Here is a 21,361-nt window from a genome sequence, read left to right as displayed (position 1 = left end):
ACGATCCCGTCGGCGGACCGTACGGTATCACGAACCAAGGCGATCGCCTCCCGAAAATTTCGCCGTGCCGCCGCACGCTTTCAGCAAGGACCGCGCCGTCGCTCAGCGATGAATGGCCGCCCCGAAAAAGCCGAGGGCGGCCTCCTTGACCGCCTCGCTGTGCGTCGGGTGGGCGTGGCAGGTATAGGCGATATCCTCCGCCGTCGCGCCGAACTCCATCGCCTGGGCGACCTCGGCGATCATCGTGCCGGCCATCGTCCCGACCATATGGGCGCCGAGCACGACGCCGCTCGCCTCCTCCGCCAGCAGCTTGACGAACCCCTCCGTGCCGCCGTTCGCCTTCGCACGGCTGTTGGCGCTCATCGGGAAGGTCGAGGCGCTGTAGGCGATCCCCTCCGCCGTCAGCATCTGCTCGGTCCGGCCGACAGAAGCCACCTCCGGATCGGTGTAGACGACCACCGGGACGATGGCGGGATTGACCATGCCGGGCCGGCCGGCGAGCCGCTCGGCGACGGCGATGCCCTCGTCCTCCGCCCGGTGGGCCAGCATGGGCCCGCGCGTCACGTCGCCGATCGCGTGGATCCCGTCCGCTCCCGTCCGCCCCTGCGCATCGACCGGTATGAAACCGCCCGCATCCGGGGTGATGCCGACCGTCTCCAGCCCGAGATCGCCCGTGTTCGGCCGCCGCCCCGTGGCGACCAGCACGACGTCGGCCGCCAGCGCCGACGCCTTGCCGTCCGCCCCCCTCAGCTGCAGCGTGGCGCCATCCTCGCGGATATCGGCACCGGCAACGGCGGTCGAGGCGAGGATCGTCATGCCCTGGCGCGCCAGGAGCTGCGTCATCGTCGCGCGGATATCGGCATCCATGCCGGGCAGGATGCCGTCGGCCACTTCCACGATCGTCACTTGAGCGCCAAGACGCCGCCAGACCGAGCCCAGCTCGAGACCGATCACCCCGCCGCCGATGACGGCGAGCCGTTCGGGTATGCGGGGGAGGGACAGCGCGCCGGACGAATCGACCACGACCCCGGCTTCGTTGTCCACCGGCACGCCGGCCAGCGCCGCCGGCAGCGAGCCCGTGGCGACGACGATCGCCGTCGCGGCGAACGTCCTGCCGTCGATATCGACGCGCCCCGGCCCGGCAAGGCGCGCGCGCCCCGGCAGGCGGGCGACGCCGTTCTTGCGGAACAGGAAATCGATGCCGCCCGCCAGCGAGGCGACGGTCGCCTCCTTGCGCGCCATCAGCCGTGCGAGGTCTATGGAGACCGGCCCGGTGTCGATGCCGAAGCCGGCCATATGGCCATCGCGGGCGAGCTCCAGCAGATGCGTCGCATGCAGCAGCGTCTTGGAGGGAATGCAACCGACATTGAGGCAGGTGCCGCCGAGCGTCGGCCGCGCCTCGACGCAGGCCGCCTTCAGGCCGAGTTGCGCGGCACGGATCGCACAGGCATAGCCGCCGGGACCGCCGCCGATCACCAGCACGTCATAGTCGCCGGAAACATTCATTGCGGCCAGCCTTCCAGCGCCGCGACGAAGCGGGTGAGCCATGTATTGGTCTGGTGGCCGTCGAGCGCGCGGTGGTCGATGGTCAGCGAGACATAGGCCATGGGCCGGATCTGGATCGTATCGACGCCGTCGACCTCGCGCACCACCACGCGCTTTTCCAGCTTGCCGACGCCGAGGATCGCCGATTGCGGCTGGTTGATGATGATGGGCGTGGCGAGAAGCGAGCCGGAGACGCCGTGGTTGGAGATGGTGAAGGTGCCGCCGCGCATGTCGGCCGGCGTCAGCGTCTTCGCACGGGCGCGGGCCGTGAGGTCCTGCAAGCGCGCCGCGATGCCTGAAAGCGAAAGGTCCTGCGCCGCGCGGATGACGGGCACCACCAGCCCGTCATTGCCGAGCGCCGTGCCGATGCCGATATTGACGTCGTCGAACACCTCAAGGCGGTCATCGAACCAGCGGCTGTTGGCCTCCGGCACCGCCTTCATCGCCGCCACGCAGGCCGAGACGATATAGGCGGTGTAGGAGAGCGGCACGCCGGACGCGGCGAAGGCATGCCGGTTCATCTCGCGGTGCCGCATGACGGCGGTGAAATCCGCCTCGAACACCGCCGTGACATGCGGCGCGGTCGAGACGGACATCTGCATGTGTTCGGCGATGGCAAGCCGCATCGGCGAATGCCGGATCGCCCGCGAGCCTCCTTCGACAGGCGTCGTCTCCGGTCTGGATGGCGTGACGGGCGCCGGCGAAGGCCGCGCCCCGCGCGCCGCCTCGTGCGCGGCATCCATGTCGGCCCGCGTCACCCGCCCACCCTTGCCGGAGCCGTCTACCGTCGCAGGGTCGATGCCGTATTCCTCCGCCGCGCGCCGCACGGCCGGTGAATAATGGTCCACGGCGGCCGGCATCCTCCCGGGTTCCGGCCGGGCGGCAGCGACAACGGGCGCGGAGGCTGCAGCCTCTTCCTGCCGGATCCGGCCGAGCACGGCGCCGGGTTCAGCCTTTTCGCCGCCCTGCATCAGGATCTCGCTGAGGATGCCGGCGACGGGCGCGGGGATCTCCTGCGTCACCTTGTCGGTTTCGAGCTCCACGAGCGGATCGTCGGGCGCCACCCTCTCGCCCACCGCCTTCAGCCAGTTGCGCACGACCGCCTTGGTGCCCTCCTGCTCGACAGGCGTGAGAACGTCGATCATCAGCCTCGCCATCGTTCAGAACTCCAGCAGGGCATCGATCTTGGCCCGGATCCGCCCCGCCGAGGGCACCGCCCAGTCGAGCAGGACGGGGTTGTGCGGGCTCGGTATGTCGGGCATGGTCAGGCGCGAGACGGGGGCATCGAGATCCATGAAGGCCTCGTCGGCGACGACGGCGGCGATCTCCGCGCCGAAGCCGGCGGTGCCGAGATCCTCGTGCACGATGAGGCAGCGGCGCGTGCGCCGGACGGAGGACAGCACCGCCTCCCTGTCCCAGGGCATCAGGGTGCGCAGGTCGATGACATCGGCGGAAACACCCTCCGCCGCGTCCTCGCAGCGATGCACCATGGCGCCCCAGGTGACGAGCGTGATCGCCTCGCCGCGGCGCGTGAAACTCGCCTTGCCGAAGGGCAGCGCGAAATCGTCGCCCGGATAGGGCCGCCGCGCCCAGGCATGGTCCAGCATGGCGCGGTGCTCGAAGAAGATCACCGGATCGTTGCCGCGAAGGCCGGTGCGCAGCAGCCCGACCGCATCGGCGGCATTGGAGGGGACGGCCACCTTCCAGCCGGGCTGGTGCACGAAGGCCACCTCGTTCGTCTGGCTGTGCCAGGGGTCGCCGCATTTGAAATAGCCGCCGGGCATGCGCAGCACCATCGGCGCGGCAAAGCGGTTGTTGGTGCGCCAGCGGATCGTGCCGCAATCGTTGATCTGCTCGGTGGCGGGCTCGGCATATTTGCGGAACTGGATCTCCGGCACCGGCATCAGCCCCGCCAGCGCCATGCCCACCGCCCGGCCGACAATGCCTTCCTCCGAGAGCGACGTATCGAACACCCGCGCGCGGCCGAACTTTTCCTGGAGGCCGAGCGTGACCGCATGCACGCCCCCCTTGGGGCCGATATCCTCGCCGAACAGCACGATGCGCTCGTTGATCGAAAGCTCGTGGTCGAGCGTGCGGCGGATGGCGGTGACCATGTTGATGCGCTGGCCTTCCGATGCCGCCACCGCGGTGGTTTGCGGCGGCGTGTAGCCATGGCGCACCTGCCCGCCCATCACCTGCACCTCGCCCTCGAAGAAGACATGCCGCGTCACCGTCTCGGGAACGGCAGCCGGGCGGGCCTCGGCGGCAATGCGCGCGGTTTCCGCCGCCTCTCTTGCATCCGCATCCGCCGCCTCCCATTCCGCCTCGCTGAGCACGGCCGGCACGACATAGTCCTTCAGGCGCGGCAGCGGGTCCCGCGCCCATTCGCTGCGCACGACCGCCTCGCCCTTGTAGGCCTGCGTATCCTGGAAACTGTGGCCCTGAAGGCGCGGCACGGTAAGGCGCAGCAGCGCCGGCGCACGCGCCTCGCGCACATGTTCGACCGCAGCGGCGGTCAGCCGGGCGGCAGCGGCCGGATCGGTGCCATCGCCCTCGAAGATCGTCAGGTTCTGCCAGCCGGAAAGGTTGGCCGCGATATTGCCGCCGGGCGTCTGGATCGTCGAGGGAACGGAGATGCCATACCCGTTGTCCTCGATGTAGAACAGCATCGGCAGGGTCTGCGTGGTGGCGATGGTCAGCGCCGACCAGAAGCCGTTCGAGGCGACCGAGCCGTCGCCGCCGAGCACCACGGCGATGCTCCGTTCGTAGTCCGCCTTGCCCAGCGTCTCGGCATAATATTTCACCGCCTGCGCCCAGCCGGCCGTCGGCGTATACTGCGCCCCGACGCCGCCGCACATCGGCAGGGCGGAGGCGCCGTCGCGGTTCGGATGGTTGAAGACGACGCCGATGTCGCGCCCGTCGGAATAGCCGCCGGCCCGGCCCATGGCGGAACCGAGCGCATCCGCGGGATCGACGCCGAGCGAAAGCAGCAGCGGGCGGGAGCGGTAATAGCCGCAGGTCGCGTCATGCCGGTCGGTCAGCAGACAGCCGAGCATGATCTGCGCCATGTCGTGGCCGCGCGCGGAAAACTGGTAGAGCACCTTCTTTTCCGGCACGAGGCGGGTTTCCTCCATCTCGTCCAGCGCGCGCGACAGATGCACCAGATAGGCGATGCGCTTCCAGTCGACGGTATCGTCCGGCGCATTCCTGGCAGCGGACCTGACGACGGTTTTGAGTGCGACCTGCGCCATGGTTTCCTCCCGCAGATATACAATGGTGGAAAGTATAGGCCGCCTCAGCCGAAAAATCGTTTCAAACAGGCGCTGTTTTGCGATAGGAATGAAACATACTCATCACATTCATGGGATTTTCGATGAATTCCATTCAGCTCGACGCCATCGACAAGAAGATCCTGAAGGTACTGCAGCGACGAGGCGACATCAGCCATGCGGCGCTCGCCGAAGAGGTGGGCGCCTCCAGCGCCTCCTGCTGGCGGCGCATCAAGGCGCTGGAGGAAGCCGGCGTGCTCGGCCCGACCGTGCGGCTGCTCGATCCCGACCGCATCGGCCGCGGCCTCAACGTCTTCTGCCAGGTGCGCATGAAATCGCACGATCCGGGGGGCCGGCGCGATTTCGAGCGTTTCGTGCAGACCCATGAGGAGGTGCTGGAATGTTATTCCATGTCCGGCGAGTGGGATTACCTGATCCGCGTCGTGGTCAAGGACGTGCGGGATTACGAACAATTGCTGATGCAGGCGATCCTGACGCATGAGGCAGTGGCGAACTCCTCCTCGCATTTCGCGCTGAAGAGCGTGAAATACACAACGGAACTGCCGCTGTGACGGGCCGGCCGCTCAGGCGCGGCCGCGGCGCTTCAGATGCTGCTCGCGGAAGAAGATGAAGAGGCCCGAGGCGACGATGAAGCCGGCGCCGACCAGCATGGCCGGGCGCGGCGCGTCGCCGAAGAACATCCAGCCGAAGATGACGGCCCAGAGCAGCAGCGAATATTGCAGCGGCACGACGGTCGCCGCATCCGCCAGCTTCAGCGAGCGGTTGACCAGCATGTGCGCGCTCATCGCCACGATGCCGAGCAGGCTGAGGAGGCCGAAATCGACGCTGCTGACCGGCGCCCAGCCGGCCGGGTCGGCAAGACACCAGACGCCGGCGAAGATCGCCGCGCCCGCCACCTGCCAGAAGACCAGCGTCGTGTCCGGCGCCGCGCGCAGCGTGCGGCCGAGCACCATGGCGAAGCTGAAGGCGAGGCTGCCGGCAAGCGCGATGAGGGCCGGCAGGGTGAACGTGTCCTTCGACGGCTCCAGCGCGATCACCACGCCGACGAAGCCGACGATGATCGCCGTCCAGCGCCGCCAGCCCACCTTCTCGCCGAGCAGAAGCGGCGACATGGCGGCGACGTAGATCGGCGCGGCGAGCCAGTAGGTCATGGCGTCGGCAAGCGGCATGTAGGCGACGGCGAAGTAGAAGCCGGAGGCTTCGAAGGCGAAGAGGCCGGACCGCAGGAGATGCAGCTTCGGCCGCTCCACGTCGACCAGCCGGCGCCAGCCGACCTTCCAGAAGAACGGCGCGAGCACCACCATCGCGGCGAGGCTGCGGATCAGCATGAGCTGGCCGACGGAATAGGTCGCGACGAGCCATTTGCCGAGCACGTCGTTCAGCGAGAACATCACCATGCCGAGCAGCATCAGGAGCACGCCGAGGCGGGCGGTGCCCGTGGCGGGGGAGGAGGCGGTGATGTCGGTCATGACGGGAACCCGGGAACTGAGATGGAAGGGCTGTGACACATTCCGCCCGGCCGATCCAGTCAGCAATATTGATAGCTGCATAAAGCAACGCACTGCATCGCCGGCCGGTTGATTGCACGAGACGGCGGTGGAAGAGTGCGGCTCGATATTCTTGACGAGGTTCATTTCATGACGGACGAAAAGACGGGCAAACGGCGGCTGCGCTCTCAGGACTGGTTCGACAACCGCGAGCATGTCGATATGGCGGCACTCTATCTCGAGCGCTTCATGAACTACGGCATCACGCCGGAGGAGCTGCGGTCCGGCAAGCCGGTGATCGGCATCGCCCAGAGCGGCAGCGACCTGACCCCCTGCAACCGCCACCACGTCGATCTCGCCCGGCGCGTGCGCGACGGCATCCGCGATGCGGGCGGCATCCCGATCGAGTTCCCGACCCATCCGATCTTCGAGAACTGCAAGCGGCCGACGGCGGCGCTCGACCGCAACCTCGCCTATCTCGGCCTCGTCGAGATCCTCTACGGCTACCCGCTCGACGGCGTCGTCCTGACGACGGGCTGCGACAAGACCACGCCCTCGGCGCTGATGGCCGCCTCCACGGTCGATATTCCCGCGATCGTGCTCTCGGGCGGGCCGATGCTCGACGGCTGGCACGAGGGCGACCTCGTCGGCTCCGGCACGGTGATCTGGCGCGCGCGCCGCAAGCTCGCCGCCGGCACGATCGACGAGGAGGAATTCCTGCAGTCGGCGATGGACTCGGCACCCTCCATCGGCCATTGCAACACGATGGGCACCGCCTCGACGATGAACGCGCTCGCCGAGGCGCTCGGCATGTCGCTGACCGGCTGCGCGGCCATCCCCGCCGCGTACCGCGAACGCGGCCAGATGGCCTATCGCACCGGCCGGCGCGCGGTGGAGCTGGTGCTGGAGGATATCCGCCCCTCGTCGATCCTGACGCGAAAGGCCTTCCTCAACGCGATCCGCGTCAACTCGGCCATCGGCGGCTCGACCAACGCCCAGCCGCATCTGATGGCGATGGCGAAACATGCCGGCGTGGAGCTGGAACCCGAGGACTGGCAGGTGCACGGCTACGACATCCCGCTGCTTGCCGACGTGCAGCCGGCCGGCCGTTTCCTCGGCGAACGCTTCCACCGGGCCGGCGGCGTGCCGGCGATCATGCGCGAGCTGCTCGATGCGGGAAAGCTCGACGGCGACTGTCCGACCGTGACGGGGCGCAACATGGCGGAAAACCTCGAGGGGCGCGCGGCCAGCGACCGCGAGGTCATCCGCCCCTATGGCGAACCGCTGAGGGAGCGGGCGGGATTCCTCGTCCTGAAGGGCAACCTCTTCGACTTCGCCATCATGAAGACCTCGGTCATCTCGCAGGAATTCCGCGCGCGCTACCTGAGCGAGCCGGGCCGCGAGGGCATCTTCGAGGGGAGGGCGGTCGTCTTCGACGGCTCGGAGGACTACCACAGGCGCATCAACGATCCGGCGCTCGGCATCAACGAGCGCACCATCCTCGTCATCCGCGGCGCGGGGCCGCTCGGCTGGCCGGGCTCGGCCGAGGTGGTCAACATGCAGCCGCCGGACCATCTGCTCAAGCGCGGCATCACCAGCCTGCCGACGATCGGCGACGGGCGCCAGTCCGGCACGGCGGACAGCCCGTCGATCCTCAACGCCTCGCCGGAAAGCGCCGCCGGCGGCGGTCTCGCCTTCCTGCGCACCGGCGACGTCATCCGCATCGACCTCACGCAGGGGCGGTGCGACATGCTGGTGGAGGCGGCGGAGATCGAACGGCGCAAGGCGGACGGCATTCCGCCGGTGCCGGCCGATGCGACGCCCTGGCAGCGGATCTACCGCAGGACCGTCACCCAGCTCTCGGACGGCGCGGTCATCGACGGCGCGGCCGACTTCCGCGGGATCGCCGGGATGCCGCCGCGGCACAATCACTAACCATATCCGATGCCGGACAGGCCGGAGGCCGAACGCTATCCGCGGCGGGCGACGAGGATGCCGGCAAGCACGATCGCCCCGCCGACCGCCTGCATCGCACCGACGGGCTCGGCGAGCACGATCCAGGCCAGGATGGCGGCGACGACCGGCTGCAGCAGCAGCGTCAGCGAGGAGAAGGCCGTCGGCAGATAGGCGAGCGCATAGGTGACGAGGCCCTGCCCGCCGACATGGCTGATGAAGGCAAGGCCGAGCAGCATGGCCCAGCCGAAGAGCGTGGCAGGCACCATGTCGACCTCGAAGAACACGGCGACAGGCAGGATGCAGATGACCGCGGAAAGGGTCGTCCAGACCATGATGCGCAGCGTGGAGAACCGCGAGCGGACATGGCCGAGCGACAGCATGTAGCAGGCGTAGAAGAAGGCCGCGACGATGGACGTCGCATCGCCGGCGAGCTGCCCGCCGCCGAGCGCCGACGGCCCGCCCTTCAGGACGAGCACGCCGACCAGCGCCAGCCCGAGGCCCGCCAGGAAGACCGGCGTGATGCGCGTGCGAAAGAGCAGCCAGGAGCCGAGCGTCACGAAGACCGGCGCCAGATTGGCCAGGAGCGTCGCATTGGCGACGGAGGTCATGTGCAGCGACAGGTGCCAGGCGGCAAGGTCGGCGGCGAGGAACACGCCCGGCAGCAGCAGGAAGAGGTGGTCGCGCGGCCCCGCCGGCCGCTCCTCGCCCTGCTTCGTCGCCCGCCAGAGCAGCACGAACGGCAGCAGGGCCAGCGCGACGCGCCAGAAGGCCGTCGCCATCGGCCCGATTTCGGAGAGGCGCACGAAGATCGGCGAACCGCCGATGGCGACCCCGCCGGCGAGGAGGGCGATCAGGGCAAGGCGGCTTTTCGGGGAGGCGGTAATCGGCGACAAGGCGGCGGTCCGGATATCAGTCGTGGCAGCGAGCTATCAGACCGCCTCCGCTTCAACCAGACGGGCAGCGCTAATTTAGAGGAAAAGTTTGGGGCATGTGAAAAGACGGCGCCCTTTCGGCACCCCGCAATGCCAAAGCCCACCCGCTTTCTCAGCCGGCAATACTCACCCAGCCTCTCCTCCGTCATGGTCGGGCTTGACCCGACCATCCACGCTCCGGTCACGCCGGTGGATCCTCGGGTCAAGCCCGAGGATGACGTCTTTCTTTGTGGGCACCGCCGCGCGCCTCAGGCCGCGTCCGGCCGGTGCACGGTCTTCACCTCGAGGAAATCCTCCAGGCCGAAGAGACCGCCCTCGCGGCCATTGCCGGACTGCTTGTAGCCGCCGAACGGGCTGCCGTAGCGGTGCGGCCCGCCATTGATGTGCACCATGCCGGCGCGAAGGCGGGCGGCGACGCGCTCGGCGCGCTCCGGATCGCCGGTCTGCAGATAGGCGGCAAGGCCGTAGGCGGTGTCGTTGGCGATCGCGATCGCCTCTTCTTCCGTGTCGAAGGGGATGATCGAGAGCACAGGGCCGAACACTTCCTCGCGCGCGATGCGCATGTCGTTGTTGACGTCGGCGAAGATCGTCGGCTTGACGAAGTAGCCGGTCCCGAAGCCCTCCGGCTTGCCCGGGCCGCCGACCAGCACGCGCGCGCCCTCGGCAACGCCCGCCTCGATCAGCGCCTGCACGCGGCCGAACTGGATGTGCGAGACGAGCGGGCCGATATGCTCGCCCTCCTCCTCCGGATTGCCGACCTTGGCTTCCTTCCCCGTACGCTCGGCGATCTCGACCACCTTGTCATAGACCGAGCGCTCGACCAGCATGCGGGTCGGCGCATCGCAGGACTGGCCGGAATTGTTGAAGCACTCGCGCACGCTGCCGGCGACGCGGTCTTCGAGGTCCGCATCGGCGAAGACGAGGTTCGGCGACTTGCCGCCGAGCTCCAGCGTCACCCGCTTGACCGTATCGGCCGCATCCTTGCTGACGGCGATGCCGGCGCGGGTGGAGCCGGTAAAGGACATCATGTCGACGTCCCTGTGCCTGGAAAGCGCCGCACCGCATTCGGGGCCGTCCCCGTTGACGAGGTTGAACGTGCCGGCCGGGAAGCCTGCCTCATGCACCATCTCCGCATAGAGAAGGGCGTTGAGCGGGGTGAATTCGGACGGCTTCAGCACGCAGGTCGAGCCCGTCGCCAGCGCCGGAACCACCTTCAGCGCGATCTGGTTGATCGGCCAGTTCCAGGGCGTGATGAGGCCGCACACGCCGATCGGCTCGCGGCGCACGACGTCGCCGTTCGCCAGCACCTCGCGGCTCTTCAGCCGCTTCAGCCCGTCGATGAAGCCCTGCAGGTGGCCGACGCCGACATCGGCCTGCTGCTCGGTGCTCATGGTGATCGGCGCGCCGAGCTCCAGCGTGATGGTGCGCGCCATCTCCTCATAGCGGCGCTTGTAGATCTCGAGCAGCTTTTCGAGCAGCGCCAGGCGCTCTTCGACGCTGGTCTGGCTGTAGGTCGCGAACGCCTTCTTGGCAGCGGCAACGGCGCGGTCGATATCGGCGGCGGTGCCCATGGAGATCACCGCGATCGGCTTTTCCGTCGCCGGGTTGATCACCTCGAGGTCGTTGGGCTTCAGCGGGTCCACCCACTGGCCATCGATGTAGAATTTGCGCTTGTCGAGCATGCTTTTCTCCCGTCACTTCTGTTTTTCATCGAGCCAGCCCCGGATGAGCCGGCGGTAGCGATCGCCACCGAAACTTGGAAAATGGCCGCCATGCACCAGCCGCACCGGCAGGGTCAGGAGGCGCTCCATCGAGGCGAGATAGTCCGACGCGTCGGAATGGTAGGTATCCTCGATCAGCGGACCATCGTAGACGATATCGCCCGAGAAGAGAATTTCGGTCGCCTTCTCGTAGAGCGCAATACCACCCGGGGAATGGCCCGGCGTGTGGATGACCTCGAACTGCCGGTCACCGAGATCGATGACATCGCCGTCCGCAAGGATGCGCGTCGCCGGCGCCTTCTTCACCGCATAGCACTTCGAGCAATAGGGCTCGGGCGGCAGCGCATCGAAGATCTCGTCGGTGACGTAGGGGTCCGCGAGTGTGTTCTCTCGCGTCGGGTTGGCGAGGAGATCGGCTTCGGCGGCGTGCACGGCGCGGCATTCGAATTCGTGATGGCAGCCGATATGGTCGAAATGGGTGTGGCTCGCCACGGCGATCAGGTCGCGCTCGGTGACGAGCGGCACCCATTCGGTGAGCGAGACCACGCCCATGCCGCTGTCGACCAGCATGTCCCGGTCGCGCCCACGCACATGCCAGACATTGCAGCGGTAGAATTCCTGGATATAGGGCTCGCTGATCGCGGTCACGCCGTCGTCGAGGCGACGCACGCTGTACCAATCCTCCGGGCGGATGCGCTGCATGTGACCCTCAAGCTCCCGCTCCGTCCTGAAGCACGACGATGCTATCCGCCTTCAGCCGCAGGTCAAGCTCCGTGCCGACTTCGGGATTGTCGGTCTGCGGCAGGTGGGCGGTGAGCACCGTGCCGTCCGCCGCGACATGGCAGCGGTGGTGCGTGCCGAAGAAGGCGCTGCCGGTGATGCGGCCGCGGCCGAGCGAGACGGTCGGCGTGTCCGACGTCGCGAAGCGGAAATGCTCCGGGCGAATGCAGAGCGTGACGTCGCGGCCCGCCGCCGGCATGCCCGAGACGAAGGCGGAGGCGGGCAGGGCGACGCGGCCGAGCGCCGTCTCCACCTCCGCCTCGTTCGCCGCCGCGCCGCGCATCCTCGCGGGCAAAAGGTTCACCTCGCCCATGAAGCCGGCGGAAAACAGCGAGCGCGGCCGCATGTAGATCGAGGCCGGCGTGCCGACATCCTCGATGCGGCCCTTGTTCATCACGACGATGCGGTCGGCGATCGCCATCGCCTCCTCCTGGTCGTGTGTCACATGCACGAAGGTGGTGCCGACGCGCTTCTGGATGGCCTTCAGCTCGTCCTGCATCTGCCGGCGCAGCTTCAGGTCCAGCGCGCCGAGCGGCTCGTCGAGCAGCAGCACGTCGGGATCGACCGCCAGCGCGCGGGCGAGCGCCACGCGCTGCCGCTGGCCGCCCGAAAGCTCGTGCGGCTTCTTCGCCGAGGAGGCCCTGAGGCCGACGAGATCGAGATAGGAAAACGCCTTCTCGTAACGTTCCGCCCGGCCCATGCCGCGCATGCGAAGGCCGAAGCCGACATTGTCGCGCAGGCACATATGCGGGAAGAGCGCATAGTCCTGGAACATGGTGGTCGTCGGGCGTTTGGCGGGGGAGACATGGGTCATGTCGCGCCCACCGATCGCGATGGTGCCCGAGGTCGGCTCGATGAAACCGCCGAGGATGGAGAGCAGGGTGGTCTTGCCGCAGCCGGAGGGGCCGAGCAGCACGATGAACTCGCCCGCGGCGATATCGAGCGAGACATCGTCGAGCGCCCGGAAAGCACCGAAGACCTTCGTGGCATTGCGGATGGAGACGTCGGCGGTCATGAGGATTTCCCGGTTTTGCGGAAGACGGCGAGCTCCAGGACGATGAGGAACGCGACCGAGACGAGGAAGACGACGGAGCCGATAGCATTTGTCCTCGGATCGAGGCCGGAGCGCAGCATGCTCCAGATCTCGACCGGCAGCGTCACGTCGAAGCGCGACAGGAGGAAGGCGACGATGAACTCGTCCCAACTGAAGGTGATGGAGAGGAAGAAGGCGGCGAGGATCGAGGGCAGCAGCATGGGCGCGGTGACGAGCAGCATGACCTGCCAGTCCCGCGCGCCGAGATCGCGCGCCGCCCGCTCGATGTTCACCTGGTGCCCGCCCATCGAGGCATAGATGATGGCGAAGCAGAGCGGCAGGTTGATCACCACATGGCCGATGCCGACCGTGACGAGCGAGAGGCGCAGGCCCGTGACATTCAGCACCGAGAGCAGGCCGAGGCCGATGATCAGCGTGCTCACCGTCATCGGCGCGACGATAAGGCCGCGCAGGAAAGCGGAGGCGGGCAGCGTGTAGCGGGCGAAGGCATAGGCGGCAAGGAAACCGAGCAGGCAAGCGACCGCCGAGGAGACGACGGCGACGACGAGCGAATTGCCGAGCGCGACCATCAGCTTGCCGTTGGAGAAGACCGCCTCGTACCAGCGCAGCGTCAGGCCGTTCAGCGGCGGCACGGGCAGCGTGCCGTCCTGGAAGGAAAACAGCACGAGCACGACGACGGGCAGGAAGATGAAGAGATAGAGAAGGCCGGCATAAAGCGCGGCAAGCACGGTAGTGAGATGCCGCATGGTCAGGTCCTCTCCATCTTCAGCCAGCGCGCGCAGGCGATGTAGGCGAGCGTGACGACGACCATCAGCACCAGCGAGAGCGCGGCCGCCATCGGGAAATCCGCCCGCCGGCCAAGCTGCAGCATGATGACCTGCGGCAGGACCAGCTCGTTGTTGCCGCCGAGGATCTGCGGCGTGATGTAGTCGCCGATGCACAGAACGAAAGTCAGGAACGCGCCGACCATGATGCCGGGCAGCGTCAGCGGCAGCACGACATGCCAGAAGGTCTGGAAGGCGTTCGCGCCAAGGTCTGACGCCGCGCGGCGATAGTTCGGCGAAAGCTGGATGAGGTTGGCATAGATCGTCAGCGTCAGCAGCATGACGAAGAAATGCACGAAGCCGATGATCGTGCCGGTGCGGTTGGCCGACAGTTCCAGCGGCTCGGCGATGATGCCGAGGGCAAGCAGCGTCTGGTTGACGACGCCGCCCTTGGAGAGCACCAGCAGCCAGGAATAGGAGCGCACGACATAGGAGGTCCAGAAGGGCAGGATCGCCATGACGAGGGCAAAACGCTGCCATTTCTTCGGCACCCGCTCGGCGATGATCCAGGCGAGCGGATAGGCGAGCAGCACGGAGATGACGGTGACGGCCGCCGTCACCTCCAGCGAGACGACCAGCCCCTTGAAGAGATGCGCCTTCTCGAAGAAGGCGGCATAATTGTCGAACGTCCAGGTCGCGACGATCTCGCGCCCCTGCCGCGTCCACAGGCTGATCGCGGCCATGTAGGCGAAGGGCACGAGGAAGAAGAAGCCCGTCCAGAGAAGCGCCGGCAAGGCAAAGGCGAAGGCCTTGCGGCGCTCCGCGCGTTCGAGGGCAGTGGCGGTCATGGGGTCGGTCTCCGTTCGCGCTCTCTATATTGGGCGAGGCGCTCGATATTGGGCGAGGCGCTCGTTGCCTGCCCCTCATCCGCCTGCCGGCACCTTCTCCCCGCAAGCGGGGCGAAGGGGATATGCTTCGCTGGCTTCCTCAACCAATGACCGGTTCGTGGGGCATGTCCCCTCTCCCCGCTTGCGGGGAGAGGGTTAGGGTGAGGGGCGAACCTGATGCAATCGCCCAAAGGGCGCGGACGACTGCGCTCCATCAAGCCCTTACTGCTGCAGCATCTCCGTCCAGACATCCTGCATCGCCGCATCCATGTCGGCGTCCGCCACCGGATAGAGCTGCGAGTTCTTCAGGTAGTCCGCCTGCCTGTCCCAGCGCAGCGCCGTCTTCTGCTGGTCGTTCAAATGCTCGCCCGCCTTGGCGTTCGCCGGCATCGCCCAGTAGCAGGAGGAGGTGGCAAGACGGGCCTGCCCCTCGGGGCTGACGATGTACTGCACGAATTTCAGCGCGAGATCCTGCTTCTCGGAATCCTTGAAGACGCCGATCGACTGCGCCCAGCGCAGCGCGCCCTGCTTCGGGATCGTCCAGTCGAGGTTCGGCTTTTCCGCCGAAAGGCCGGCCGTCAGCCATTCGCCGCCCCCGACGACGATGTCCACTTCGCCGGTCGCCAGCGCCGTCTGCGAGGCGACGACGTCGCTCACCTGGCGGGCGACCTTCTTCATCTCGAACAGCTTTTCCTTGATCGACGGCAGGTCGTCCTGCGTCAGGTCCGCTGTCTTCTTGCCGATGCCGACGCCGGTGAGGCCGACCATCGGCAGGTAATAGTCATAGAGCGCGATGCGGCCCTTGTACTTGTCCGACCAGATGACCGAGATATCGTCCATGTCGGCGGGATCGACCTTCGTCTTGTCGTAGGAGATCGTGTTGTAGCCGAACTTTTCCGTGACGGCGTAGACCTTGCCGTCCTTGGTGGTCGTCTCCTCCATGCGCACTTCCGGAAAGAGGTCGCCGAGCGGCAACTCACCGGCCGGCATCTCGCCGAGGATCTCCATGTCGATGGCGCGCGGCACGTCGACGGCGTCGATGACCAGCACGTCCCAGTCGCCCGGGCGGGACTGCTCGATGATCGAGATCGCCGCGCCCGTGCCCTCGTATTCCTTGAGATTGACCTTGACGTTGTTGGCCTTCTCGAACGGCTCGACCAGCGCGGGATCGGTGTGGTCGCACCAGACGAGCGCGTTCAGCTCGTCCTGCGCCAGGGCGCCGGCCGGCGACAGCGTGACGGCGGCGGCGGTGGCAAGGAGCATGCGGCGGACGAGCCCGCCCGAAACGGTTGTCTTCATCGTCTTTCCCTCTGGCTGCAGGCTTTCGGCCTGGCGGATGACACTCATTGGCGGTGCCTTGAGAAAAAGATTGAACGAGTTCATTTTTTAAGTCAATCTCATTTTTGAGGAGATTCCAACGGAGGTTCCATGGCCGGATTGCGCGCGAAACAGAAGGCGGACAGGACACGCCGCATCCTCGAAGCCGCGACGACGCTGTTCCGCCGCGAGGGCTATGACAGCGCGCGCATCGAGGACATCGCCGAGATGGCGGAGGTCTCCGTCGGCACGCTCTACAACTATTACCAGAACAAGGGTGACATCCTCGTCGCCACCGTCGCCATGGAGGTGACGGAGGTGCTGGAGGGCGGCGCGCGCATCGTCGCCAACCCGCCGCTGAACGTGGCCGAAGCGCTGCGCACGCTGATCGAGCAGTATTACGACCATTCGCTCTACTATCTCTCCAAGGAGATGTGGCGCACCGCCATGGCGATCTCCATCCAGCAGCCCGACACGCCGCTCTCCCGGCGCTATACCGAGCTCGACGGCCAGCTCTGCGCGCAGGTCATCCGCCTGGTGGAGACATTGCAGGCGCGGGGCGTCGTCCAGGCCGGCGTCGACGCCAAGGCGATGGGCGAGGTGTTCTTCAACAATCTCAACATGATGTTCATCGAGTTCTGCAAGGTGGACGCCATGCCGCTGGAAGAGCTGAAGGCGCGCGTCAACGCCCAGCACGAGCCCATCGCCGCCCTCATCAGCAGCATCAAGATCGTCTGAGCGACAGGAAGCCTCCCGCATGACCGAACCGCAATCCGCCGTCCTCGCCGCCGCCGACGCGCTGGTCGCCGCCTTCGCGCGGCATGACCGCACGGCCTATTTCGCCGCCTTCGCCGAGGAGGCAAGCTTCCTCTTCTATAACCTCGACCGCCGCCTCGAAAGCCGCGCCGCCTACGAAGCCGAATGGACGCTGTGGGAGGAGCGCGACGGTTTCCGCGTGCTCGCCTGCCGCTCGACGGATCGCAACGTGCAGTTCGCCGGCAACGCTGCGATCTTCACCCACGCCGTCGAGACCGACCTTTCCATCGGCGGCGAGACGGTGACGAACAACGAGCGCGAGACCATCGTCTTCTCCCGCGACCCCTCCGGCCGCTGGCTCGCCGTCCACGAGCACCTGTCGCCCGTGGCCTGAATCAGCAACATTTCTCCTCGGCCATGCCGGTCGCAAGCTGTTCGAGGATCGGGCAGTCCGGCCGGTCGTCGCCGTGGCAATGGGCGGAAAGGTGTTCCAGCGTGTGCACCATCTCCTGCAGCAGGCGCATCTTTTCCTTCATTTCCGCGACATGCTCGCTGGCGATGCGCTTGACGTCGCCGGAGGCGCGCGCGCGGTCCTGCCAGAGCGCCAGGAGGTCGCTGATCTGGGCGATGGAGAAGCCGAGGTCGCGCGCCCGGCGGATGAAGGAGAGCGTCGAGAGGTCCTTCGGGCCATAGACGCGGTAGCCGGAGCCCGTGCGGCCGGCGGCGCGGATGAGGCCGATCTGCTCGTAGTGCCGGATCATCTTGGCGGTGACGCCCGTCGCCTCCGCCGCTTCGCCGATGTTCATGCGCGATCTCCCTTGCCGAACGCGGGACGGAAGCGCTTCAGCCGCAGCGCATTCGAGACGACGAACACGCTGGAAAGCGCCATGGCGCCGGCGGCGAGCGCCGGCGAAAGCTGGATGCCGAAGGCCGGATAGAGCAGGCCCGCGGCGACCGGAATGAGCGCGACATTGTAGCCGAAGGCCCAGAACAGGTTTTCGCGGATGTTGCGCATCGTCGCCCGCGAGATCGCAATGCCCGCCGCCACCCCGCGCATGTCGCCGGCCATCAGCACCACGTCGGCGCTTTCGATGGCGACATCCGTGCCCGTGCCGATCGCGATGCCCGTGTCGGCCGCGGCAAGGGCCGGCGCGTCGTTGATGCCGTCGCCGACGAAGGCGACCTTCCTGCCGCCGTCGGCCGAAAGCGCGCGCACGGCGGCCACCTTGCCGTCCGGCAGCACCTCGGCCATCACCCGGTCGATGCCGAGCTTCTCCGCCACCGCCTCGGCGGTGCGGCGGTTGTCGCCGGTGATCATCGCCACCTCGATGCCGAGCTGCTTCAGCGCGGCGATCGCCTCCTTCGTCGTCGGCTTGACCGGGTCGGTGACGGCGAAAAGGGCGGCCAGCCTGCCGTCGATGGCGGCGTAGAGCGGCGAGGCGCCGTCGGCGGCCAGCCGCTCGGCATGGGCGGCGAAGGGGGCGACGTCGAGCCCGAGCGAGCGCATGAAGCCGACGGAGCCCGCCTCCACCGTGCGGCCGGAGACCGTGGCGGAGATGCCCTGGCCGGAAATCGCCACGAAGCCGCTGGCCGCCGCAAGGTCGATGCCCTCGACCATCGCCCCCTCATGGATGGCCGCGGCGATGGGATGCTCCGAATGCACCTCCGCGGCCGCGACCAGGGCCAGCACCTCCTCGCGGACGAACCCGTCCGCCGGCACGATCTCCGTCAGCGTCGGATGGCCGAGCGTCAGCGTGCCGGTCTTGTCGACGGCGACGATGTCCGTGCCTTCGAGCGTCTGCAAGGCCGTGCCCTGCCGGAAGAGCACGCCGAGTTCGGCGGCACGTCCCGTGCCGGTGATGATGGAGGTCGGCGTCGCGAGCCCCATGGCGCAGGGGCAGGCGATGATCAGAACAGCGACGGCATTGACCAGCGCATGGGCGAGAACGGGGCTCGGGCCGAGGGCGAGCCAGAGGCCGAAGGTCAGGAGCGCGATGGCCATGACGGCCGGCACGAACCATTGCGTCACGCGGTCGACGAGCGCCTGGATCGGCAGTTTCGCCGCTTGCGCATCCTCGACCATGCGGATGATCTGCGAGAGCACCGTATCGGCACCGACGCGGGTGGCGCGGAAGGTCAGCGAACCGGTCGTGTTGACCGTGCCGCCGGTCACCGTGTCGCCGGTCGTGCGGGCGACGGGCATCGGCTCGCCGGTGATCATGGATTCGTCGATATAGGACAGCCCCTCCGTCACCTCGCCGTCGACCGGCACCTTCTCGCCCGGCCGCACCAGCACGATATCGCCGGGAACGACGTCCCCCAGCGGCACGTCCTCGGCCTTGCCGTCGCGCAGCACGCGCGCCGACGTGGCGCGCAGCCCGGCAAGGTGCCGGATGGCCTCGCCCGTGCGCCCCTTGGCCCGCGCTTCCAGATAGCGGCCGGCGAGGATGAGGGTCACGATGACGGCGGCGGCCTCGAAATAGACATTGGCCGTGCCGCCCGGCAGGAGGCCGGGGGCGAAGGTCGCGACGGTGGAAAAGCTCCAGGCGGCGGCGGTGCCGATGACGACGAGCGAGTTCATGTCCGGCGCCAGGCGCAGGAGGCTCGGAATGCCCTTGCGGAAGAAGCGCAGCCCCGGCCCGGCAAGCACCAGCGTCGCCAGCACGAACTGGATGACGCGGCTCGTCTGCATGCCGAGCGTTTCGTGGATGGTGTGGCCGAAGGCGGGGATGGCGTGTGCGCCCATCTCCATGACGAAGAGCGGCGCCGTCAGGACCGCGGCGATCACGAGGTCGCGCCGCAGGATTTTCGCCTCGGCGGCCCGGCGGTCTTCCTCCGCGGGCGTTTCGGCCGTTTCGCGCACCGCCTTGTAGCCCGCCCGGTCGATGGCGGCGGCAAGGTCCTCGAAGGAGACGGCCCCCTTGAGGAACCGGACGCGGACGCGCTCCTGCGCAAGGTTCGCCGTCGCCTCGAGGACGCCCGGGACAGCCTTCAGCGCCTGTTCCACCCGGCCGATGCAGGAGGCGCAGGTCATGCCCTCGACGGGGAATTCCAGCACCTCTTCCGAAACGCCGTATCCCGCCTTGCGCACCGCCTCGGCCACCGCGGCCGCATCCGGCGGGCCGGTGAAGGTCACGTCGGCCTTCTCCGTCGCAAGGTTGACGGCGGCGCCGGACACGCCCGGCACCTTCTCGATGGCCTTTTCGACCCGGCGCACGCAGGACGCGCACGTCATGTCCGAGATGGAAAGCTTGATCGTCTGCCGGTCTGCCGGCTCCGTCGTGGTGAGCATGGTGCACCTTTCATCCTATGTCGGACAGATCGTGCACCTTCCCATCATGTCAAGGTCAAGCGGCTTTTTGTCGCTCAGGCGGCATCGACCGGCGAATAGCCTTCCGCCGCGATGAGGGCGGCGACGGCAGCGCGGTCGCCGGCATTTTCCACCGAAACGCGCCTTGCACCGAGGTCGATCTCGACCTTGGCGGCCGGATAGGCTGCAAGGACAGCGCCGGTGATCGTCCGGACGCAGTGACCGCAGGTCATATCCGAAACGGTGAAGGCGAGGGGGGTATCGTCATTCATGAAGGGTCTCCCGATTTGCCTTCGCATGCTGGGACGTTCCCACATGGCAAGGTCAAGCCGCATTTTTTTGCGGGCGGTGCTCAACCTTAAAGGGGCGAAAGAGCGGGCCGCTCCTTCAATCCAGGGCGAATCGCGCCAGGCGGTCCTTCAGCAAGGCGATCGTCGCCACATCCGCATTGGCGAAGGCGAAGCGGAGATATCCGTCCTGCCCCGCGCCGAAATAGCTTCCGGGCAGGCAGAGGATGCCGGCCTCCTTGGCAAGCTTCTCCGCCACGCCGGCGGAAGGCGTATCGCCGAAGGGATGGCCGATGAAGGCGAAATAGGCGCCGACCGCGCCGACGCGCCAGGCCGGGACCGCGGCCATCGTGGAAAGCAGCCCCTCGACCCGCCGGGCGATTTCCCGGCGGTTCTCCTCGCGCCAGCCTGCCAGAAGCGGCAGGGCCGTGGCGACGGCGGCTTGGGCGGAGCGCGGCGGGCAGATCTGCAGGTTGTCCATGATCTTCGCCACCTGCTCGACCACGCCGGCACCCGCCGTGATCGCACCGAGGCGATGGCCGGGAATGCAGAAGGATTTCGAGAAGCTGTAGAGGCCGATCAGCGTGTCTTCCCAGCCCGGCCGGTCGAACAGGTCGTGCGGCCGCCCGGCGCCCAACGGCAGGAAGTCGCGATAGGTCTCGTCGAGGATGAGCCAGATGCCGCGCGCGGCACAGAGGTCATAGATCTTCGCCAGCAGGTCCGCCGGATAGACCGCGCCGGTCGGGTTGTTCGGCGAGACGAGCGCGACAGCGCGCACGTCCAGCGTGATGGCGGAAGCCAGCGCCTCGACATCCGGCAGGAACCCGTTGGCGGGATCGCAGGCGGCAAACCGGGTCTTGATGCCCAGCATGGCGAGCGTCGTTTCCTGGTTGAAATAGTAGGGATCGGTCATCAGCACGGCATCGCCCGCGCCGGCGATCGCCATGGCCGCACAGATGAAGGCCTGGTTGCAGCCGGCGGTGACATGGATGTTGCCGGCGGTGATCGCGGCGCCGTAGGTTTCCGCCACATGCTGCGCATAGGCGTTCCGCAGGCTGTCCTCGCCCTCGATCGGCCCATAGCCCGTATAGGCGCGCGAGGCGGCATATTCCCCGAGCAGGCGCAGCATGTCGGGATGCGGCGGATAGCCGGGCACGGCCTGCGACAGGTCGATCATCGGGCCGCTGCGGCCGTCATAGGCATTGCCCCAGGCGAAGACGGACGGGATCGGCGGGGCGGCGAGGGTTTCGACGAGCGGGTTGAAGCGGGGCATGG

The 21,361-nt window shown here is 67.5% G+C and carries 19 protein-coding genes; 4 read left to right on the top strand and 15 right to left on the bottom strand.

Going from position 1 to position 21,361, the window contains the following annotated elements; translation table 11 throughout:
* Nucleotides 1-102: 102 nt before the first annotated feature.
* The 3 genes from lpdA to WMC41_RS25905 are packed head-to-tail and all read right to left on the bottom strand — an operon-like array spanning nucleotide 103 to nucleotide 4,796.
* Nucleotides 103-1,506: a dihydrolipoyl dehydrogenase gene (lpdA, locus tag WMC41_RS25915; protein WP_432348852.1), complete on the bottom strand. Its 1,404-nt coding sequence runs from the start codon at nucleotides 1,504-1,506 to the stop codon at nucleotides 103-105.
* Nucleotides 1,503-2,690, bottom strand: coding sequence for a dihydrolipoamide acetyltransferase family protein (locus tag WMC41_RS25910; protein ID WP_432348850.1), 1,188 nt, complete (start codon nucleotides 2,688-2,690; stop codon nucleotides 1,503-1,505). Before WMC41_RS25910 ends, lpdA begins: the two co-directional genes overlap by 4 nt.
* Before the next feature lie 15 nt (nucleotides 2,691-2,705).
* On the bottom strand, nucleotides 2,706-4,796 hold the full coding sequence (locus WMC41_RS25905; RefSeq protein WP_432348848.1) for a transketolase C-terminal domain-containing protein: 2,091 nt from the start codon (nucleotides 4,794-4,796) through the stop codon (nucleotides 2,706-2,708).
* Between the two features lie 122 nt (nucleotides 4,797-4,918).
* Between WMC41_RS25905 and WMC41_RS25900 the strand changes: the two genes are divergently transcribed.
* Nucleotides 4,919-5,386: an Lrp/AsnC family transcriptional regulator gene (locus tag WMC41_RS25900; protein WP_432348846.1), complete on the top strand. Its 468-nt coding sequence runs from the start codon at nucleotides 4,919-4,921 to the stop codon at nucleotides 5,384-5,386.
* A gap of 12 nt (nucleotides 5,387-5,398) precedes the next feature.
* On the opposite strand, the gene WMC41_RS25895 is transcribed toward WMC41_RS25900, so the two are convergent.
* A complete protein-coding gene (locus WMC41_RS25895; protein ID WP_432348844.1) occupies nucleotides 5,399-6,304 on the bottom strand; it encodes a DMT family transporter in 906 nt (301 codons plus the stop codon).
* A gap of 168 nt (nucleotides 6,305-6,472) precedes the next feature.
* Here WMC41_RS25895 and WMC41_RS25890 point away from each other — a divergent pair, with 168 nt between their 5' ends.
* Nucleotides 6,473-8,257 carry an IlvD/Edd family dehydratase gene (locus WMC41_RS25890; protein WP_432348843.1) on the top strand — a complete coding sequence of 595 codons (1,785 nt, stop codon included), beginning with the start codon at nucleotides 6,473-6,475 and terminating at the stop codon, nucleotides 8,255-8,257.
* A 35-nt stretch (nucleotides 8,258-8,292) separates the two neighbouring features.
* Here the strand turns inward: WMC41_RS25890 and WMC41_RS25885 are convergent, their stop codons facing one another.
* The 7 genes from WMC41_RS25885 to WMC41_RS25855 all read right to left on the bottom strand — a co-directional run bounded on the left by WMC41_RS25885 (nucleotide 8,293) and on the right by WMC41_RS25855 (nucleotide 15,715).
* Entirely contained in the window at nucleotides 8,293-9,186 is an 894-nt protein-coding gene (locus tag WMC41_RS25885) for a DMT family transporter (RefSeq protein WP_398431012.1), read from the bottom strand.
* A 272-nt stretch (nucleotides 9,187-9,458) separates the two neighbouring features.
* A complete protein-coding gene (locus WMC41_RS25880) occupies nucleotides 9,459-10,892 on the bottom strand; it encodes an aldehyde dehydrogenase family protein (RefSeq protein ID WP_432348841.1) in 1,434 nt (477 codons plus the stop codon).
* 12 nt (nucleotides 10,893-10,904) lie between these two features.
* Nucleotides 10,905-11,633, bottom strand: a complete 729-nt coding sequence (locus WMC41_RS25875; protein ID WP_432348839.1) for an MBL fold metallo-hydrolase — start codon at nucleotides 11,631-11,633, stop codon at nucleotides 10,905-10,907.
* 7 nt (nucleotides 11,634-11,640) lie between these two features.
* A complete protein-coding gene (locus WMC41_RS25870; protein WP_432348837.1) occupies nucleotides 11,641-12,726 on the bottom strand; it encodes an ABC transporter ATP-binding protein in 1,086 nt (361 codons plus the stop codon).
* Nucleotides 12,723-13,511 carry an ABC transporter permease gene (locus WMC41_RS25865; RefSeq protein ID WP_432348836.1) on the bottom strand — a complete coding sequence of 263 codons (789 nt, stop codon included), beginning with the start codon at nucleotides 13,509-13,511 and terminating at the stop codon, nucleotides 12,723-12,725. The genes WMC41_RS25870 and WMC41_RS25865 overlap by 4 nt, the downstream gene beginning before the upstream one ends.
* Before the next feature lie 2 nt (nucleotides 13,512-13,513).
* Complete coding sequence (locus WMC41_RS25860) at nucleotides 13,514-14,377, bottom strand: ABC transporter permease (protein ID WP_432348834.1); 864 nt, start codon at nucleotides 14,375-14,377, stop codon at nucleotides 13,514-13,516.
* Between the two features lie 261 nt (nucleotides 14,378-14,638).
* A complete protein-coding gene (locus WMC41_RS25855) occupies nucleotides 14,639-15,715 on the bottom strand; it encodes an extracellular solute-binding protein (protein WP_432348832.1) in 1,077 nt (358 codons plus the stop codon).
* A gap of 129 nt (nucleotides 15,716-15,844) precedes the next feature.
* Between WMC41_RS25855 and WMC41_RS25850 the strand changes: the two genes are divergently transcribed.
* Both WMC41_RS25850 and WMC41_RS25845 read left to right on the top strand, forming a co-directional pair.
* Complete coding sequence (locus tag WMC41_RS25850; protein WP_244766130.1) at nucleotides 15,845-16,471, top strand: TetR/AcrR family transcriptional regulator; 627 nt, start codon at nucleotides 15,845-15,847, stop codon at nucleotides 16,469-16,471.
* Nucleotides 16,472-16,490: 19 nt separating this feature from the next.
* On the top strand, nucleotides 16,491-16,883 hold the full coding sequence (locus tag WMC41_RS25845) for a nuclear transport factor 2 family protein (protein WP_432348830.1): 393 nt from the start codon (nucleotides 16,491-16,493) through the stop codon (nucleotides 16,881-16,883).
* 1 nt (nucleotide 16,884) lies between these two features.
* Here WMC41_RS25845 and cueR read toward each other — a convergent pair whose 3' ends face one another.
* The 4 genes from cueR to WMC41_RS25825 form a co-directional block, all read right to left on the bottom strand.
* Nucleotides 16,885-17,295 carry a Cu(I)-responsive transcriptional regulator gene (gene cueR / locus WMC41_RS25840; protein ID WP_432348828.1) on the bottom strand — a complete coding sequence of 137 codons (411 nt, stop codon included), beginning with the start codon at nucleotides 17,293-17,295 and terminating at the stop codon, nucleotides 16,885-16,887.
* Complete coding sequence (locus WMC41_RS25835) at nucleotides 17,292-19,781, bottom strand: heavy metal translocating P-type ATPase (RefSeq protein WP_432348826.1); 2,490 nt, start codon at nucleotides 19,779-19,781, stop codon at nucleotides 17,292-17,294. The genes cueR and WMC41_RS25835 overlap by 4 nt, the downstream gene beginning before the upstream one ends.
* Nucleotides 19,782-19,855: 74 nt before the next feature.
* Complete coding sequence (locus tag WMC41_RS25830) at nucleotides 19,856-20,071, bottom strand: heavy-metal-associated domain-containing protein (RefSeq protein WP_288078973.1); 216 nt, start codon at nucleotides 20,069-20,071, stop codon at nucleotides 19,856-19,858.
* Between the two features lie 115 nt (nucleotides 20,072-20,186).
* Nucleotides 20,187-21,359 (bottom strand): aminotransferase, encoded by a 1,173-nt coding sequence (locus tag WMC41_RS25825; RefSeq protein WP_432348823.1) that lies wholly within the window; start codon nucleotides 21,357-21,359, stop codon nucleotides 20,187-20,189.
* Nucleotides 21,360-21,361: the final 2 nt, after the last annotated feature.

Origin of the sequence: Shinella yambaruensis (genome assembly GCF_050859155.1) — a bacterium.
GTDB classification, from domain to species: Bacteria; Pseudomonadota; Alphaproteobacteria; order Rhizobiales; family Rhizobiaceae; genus Shinella; species Shinella yambaruensis.
Note: the sequence above shows the minus strand (reverse complement) of the source record. Positions and strands in the feature narration are given on the sequence as shown.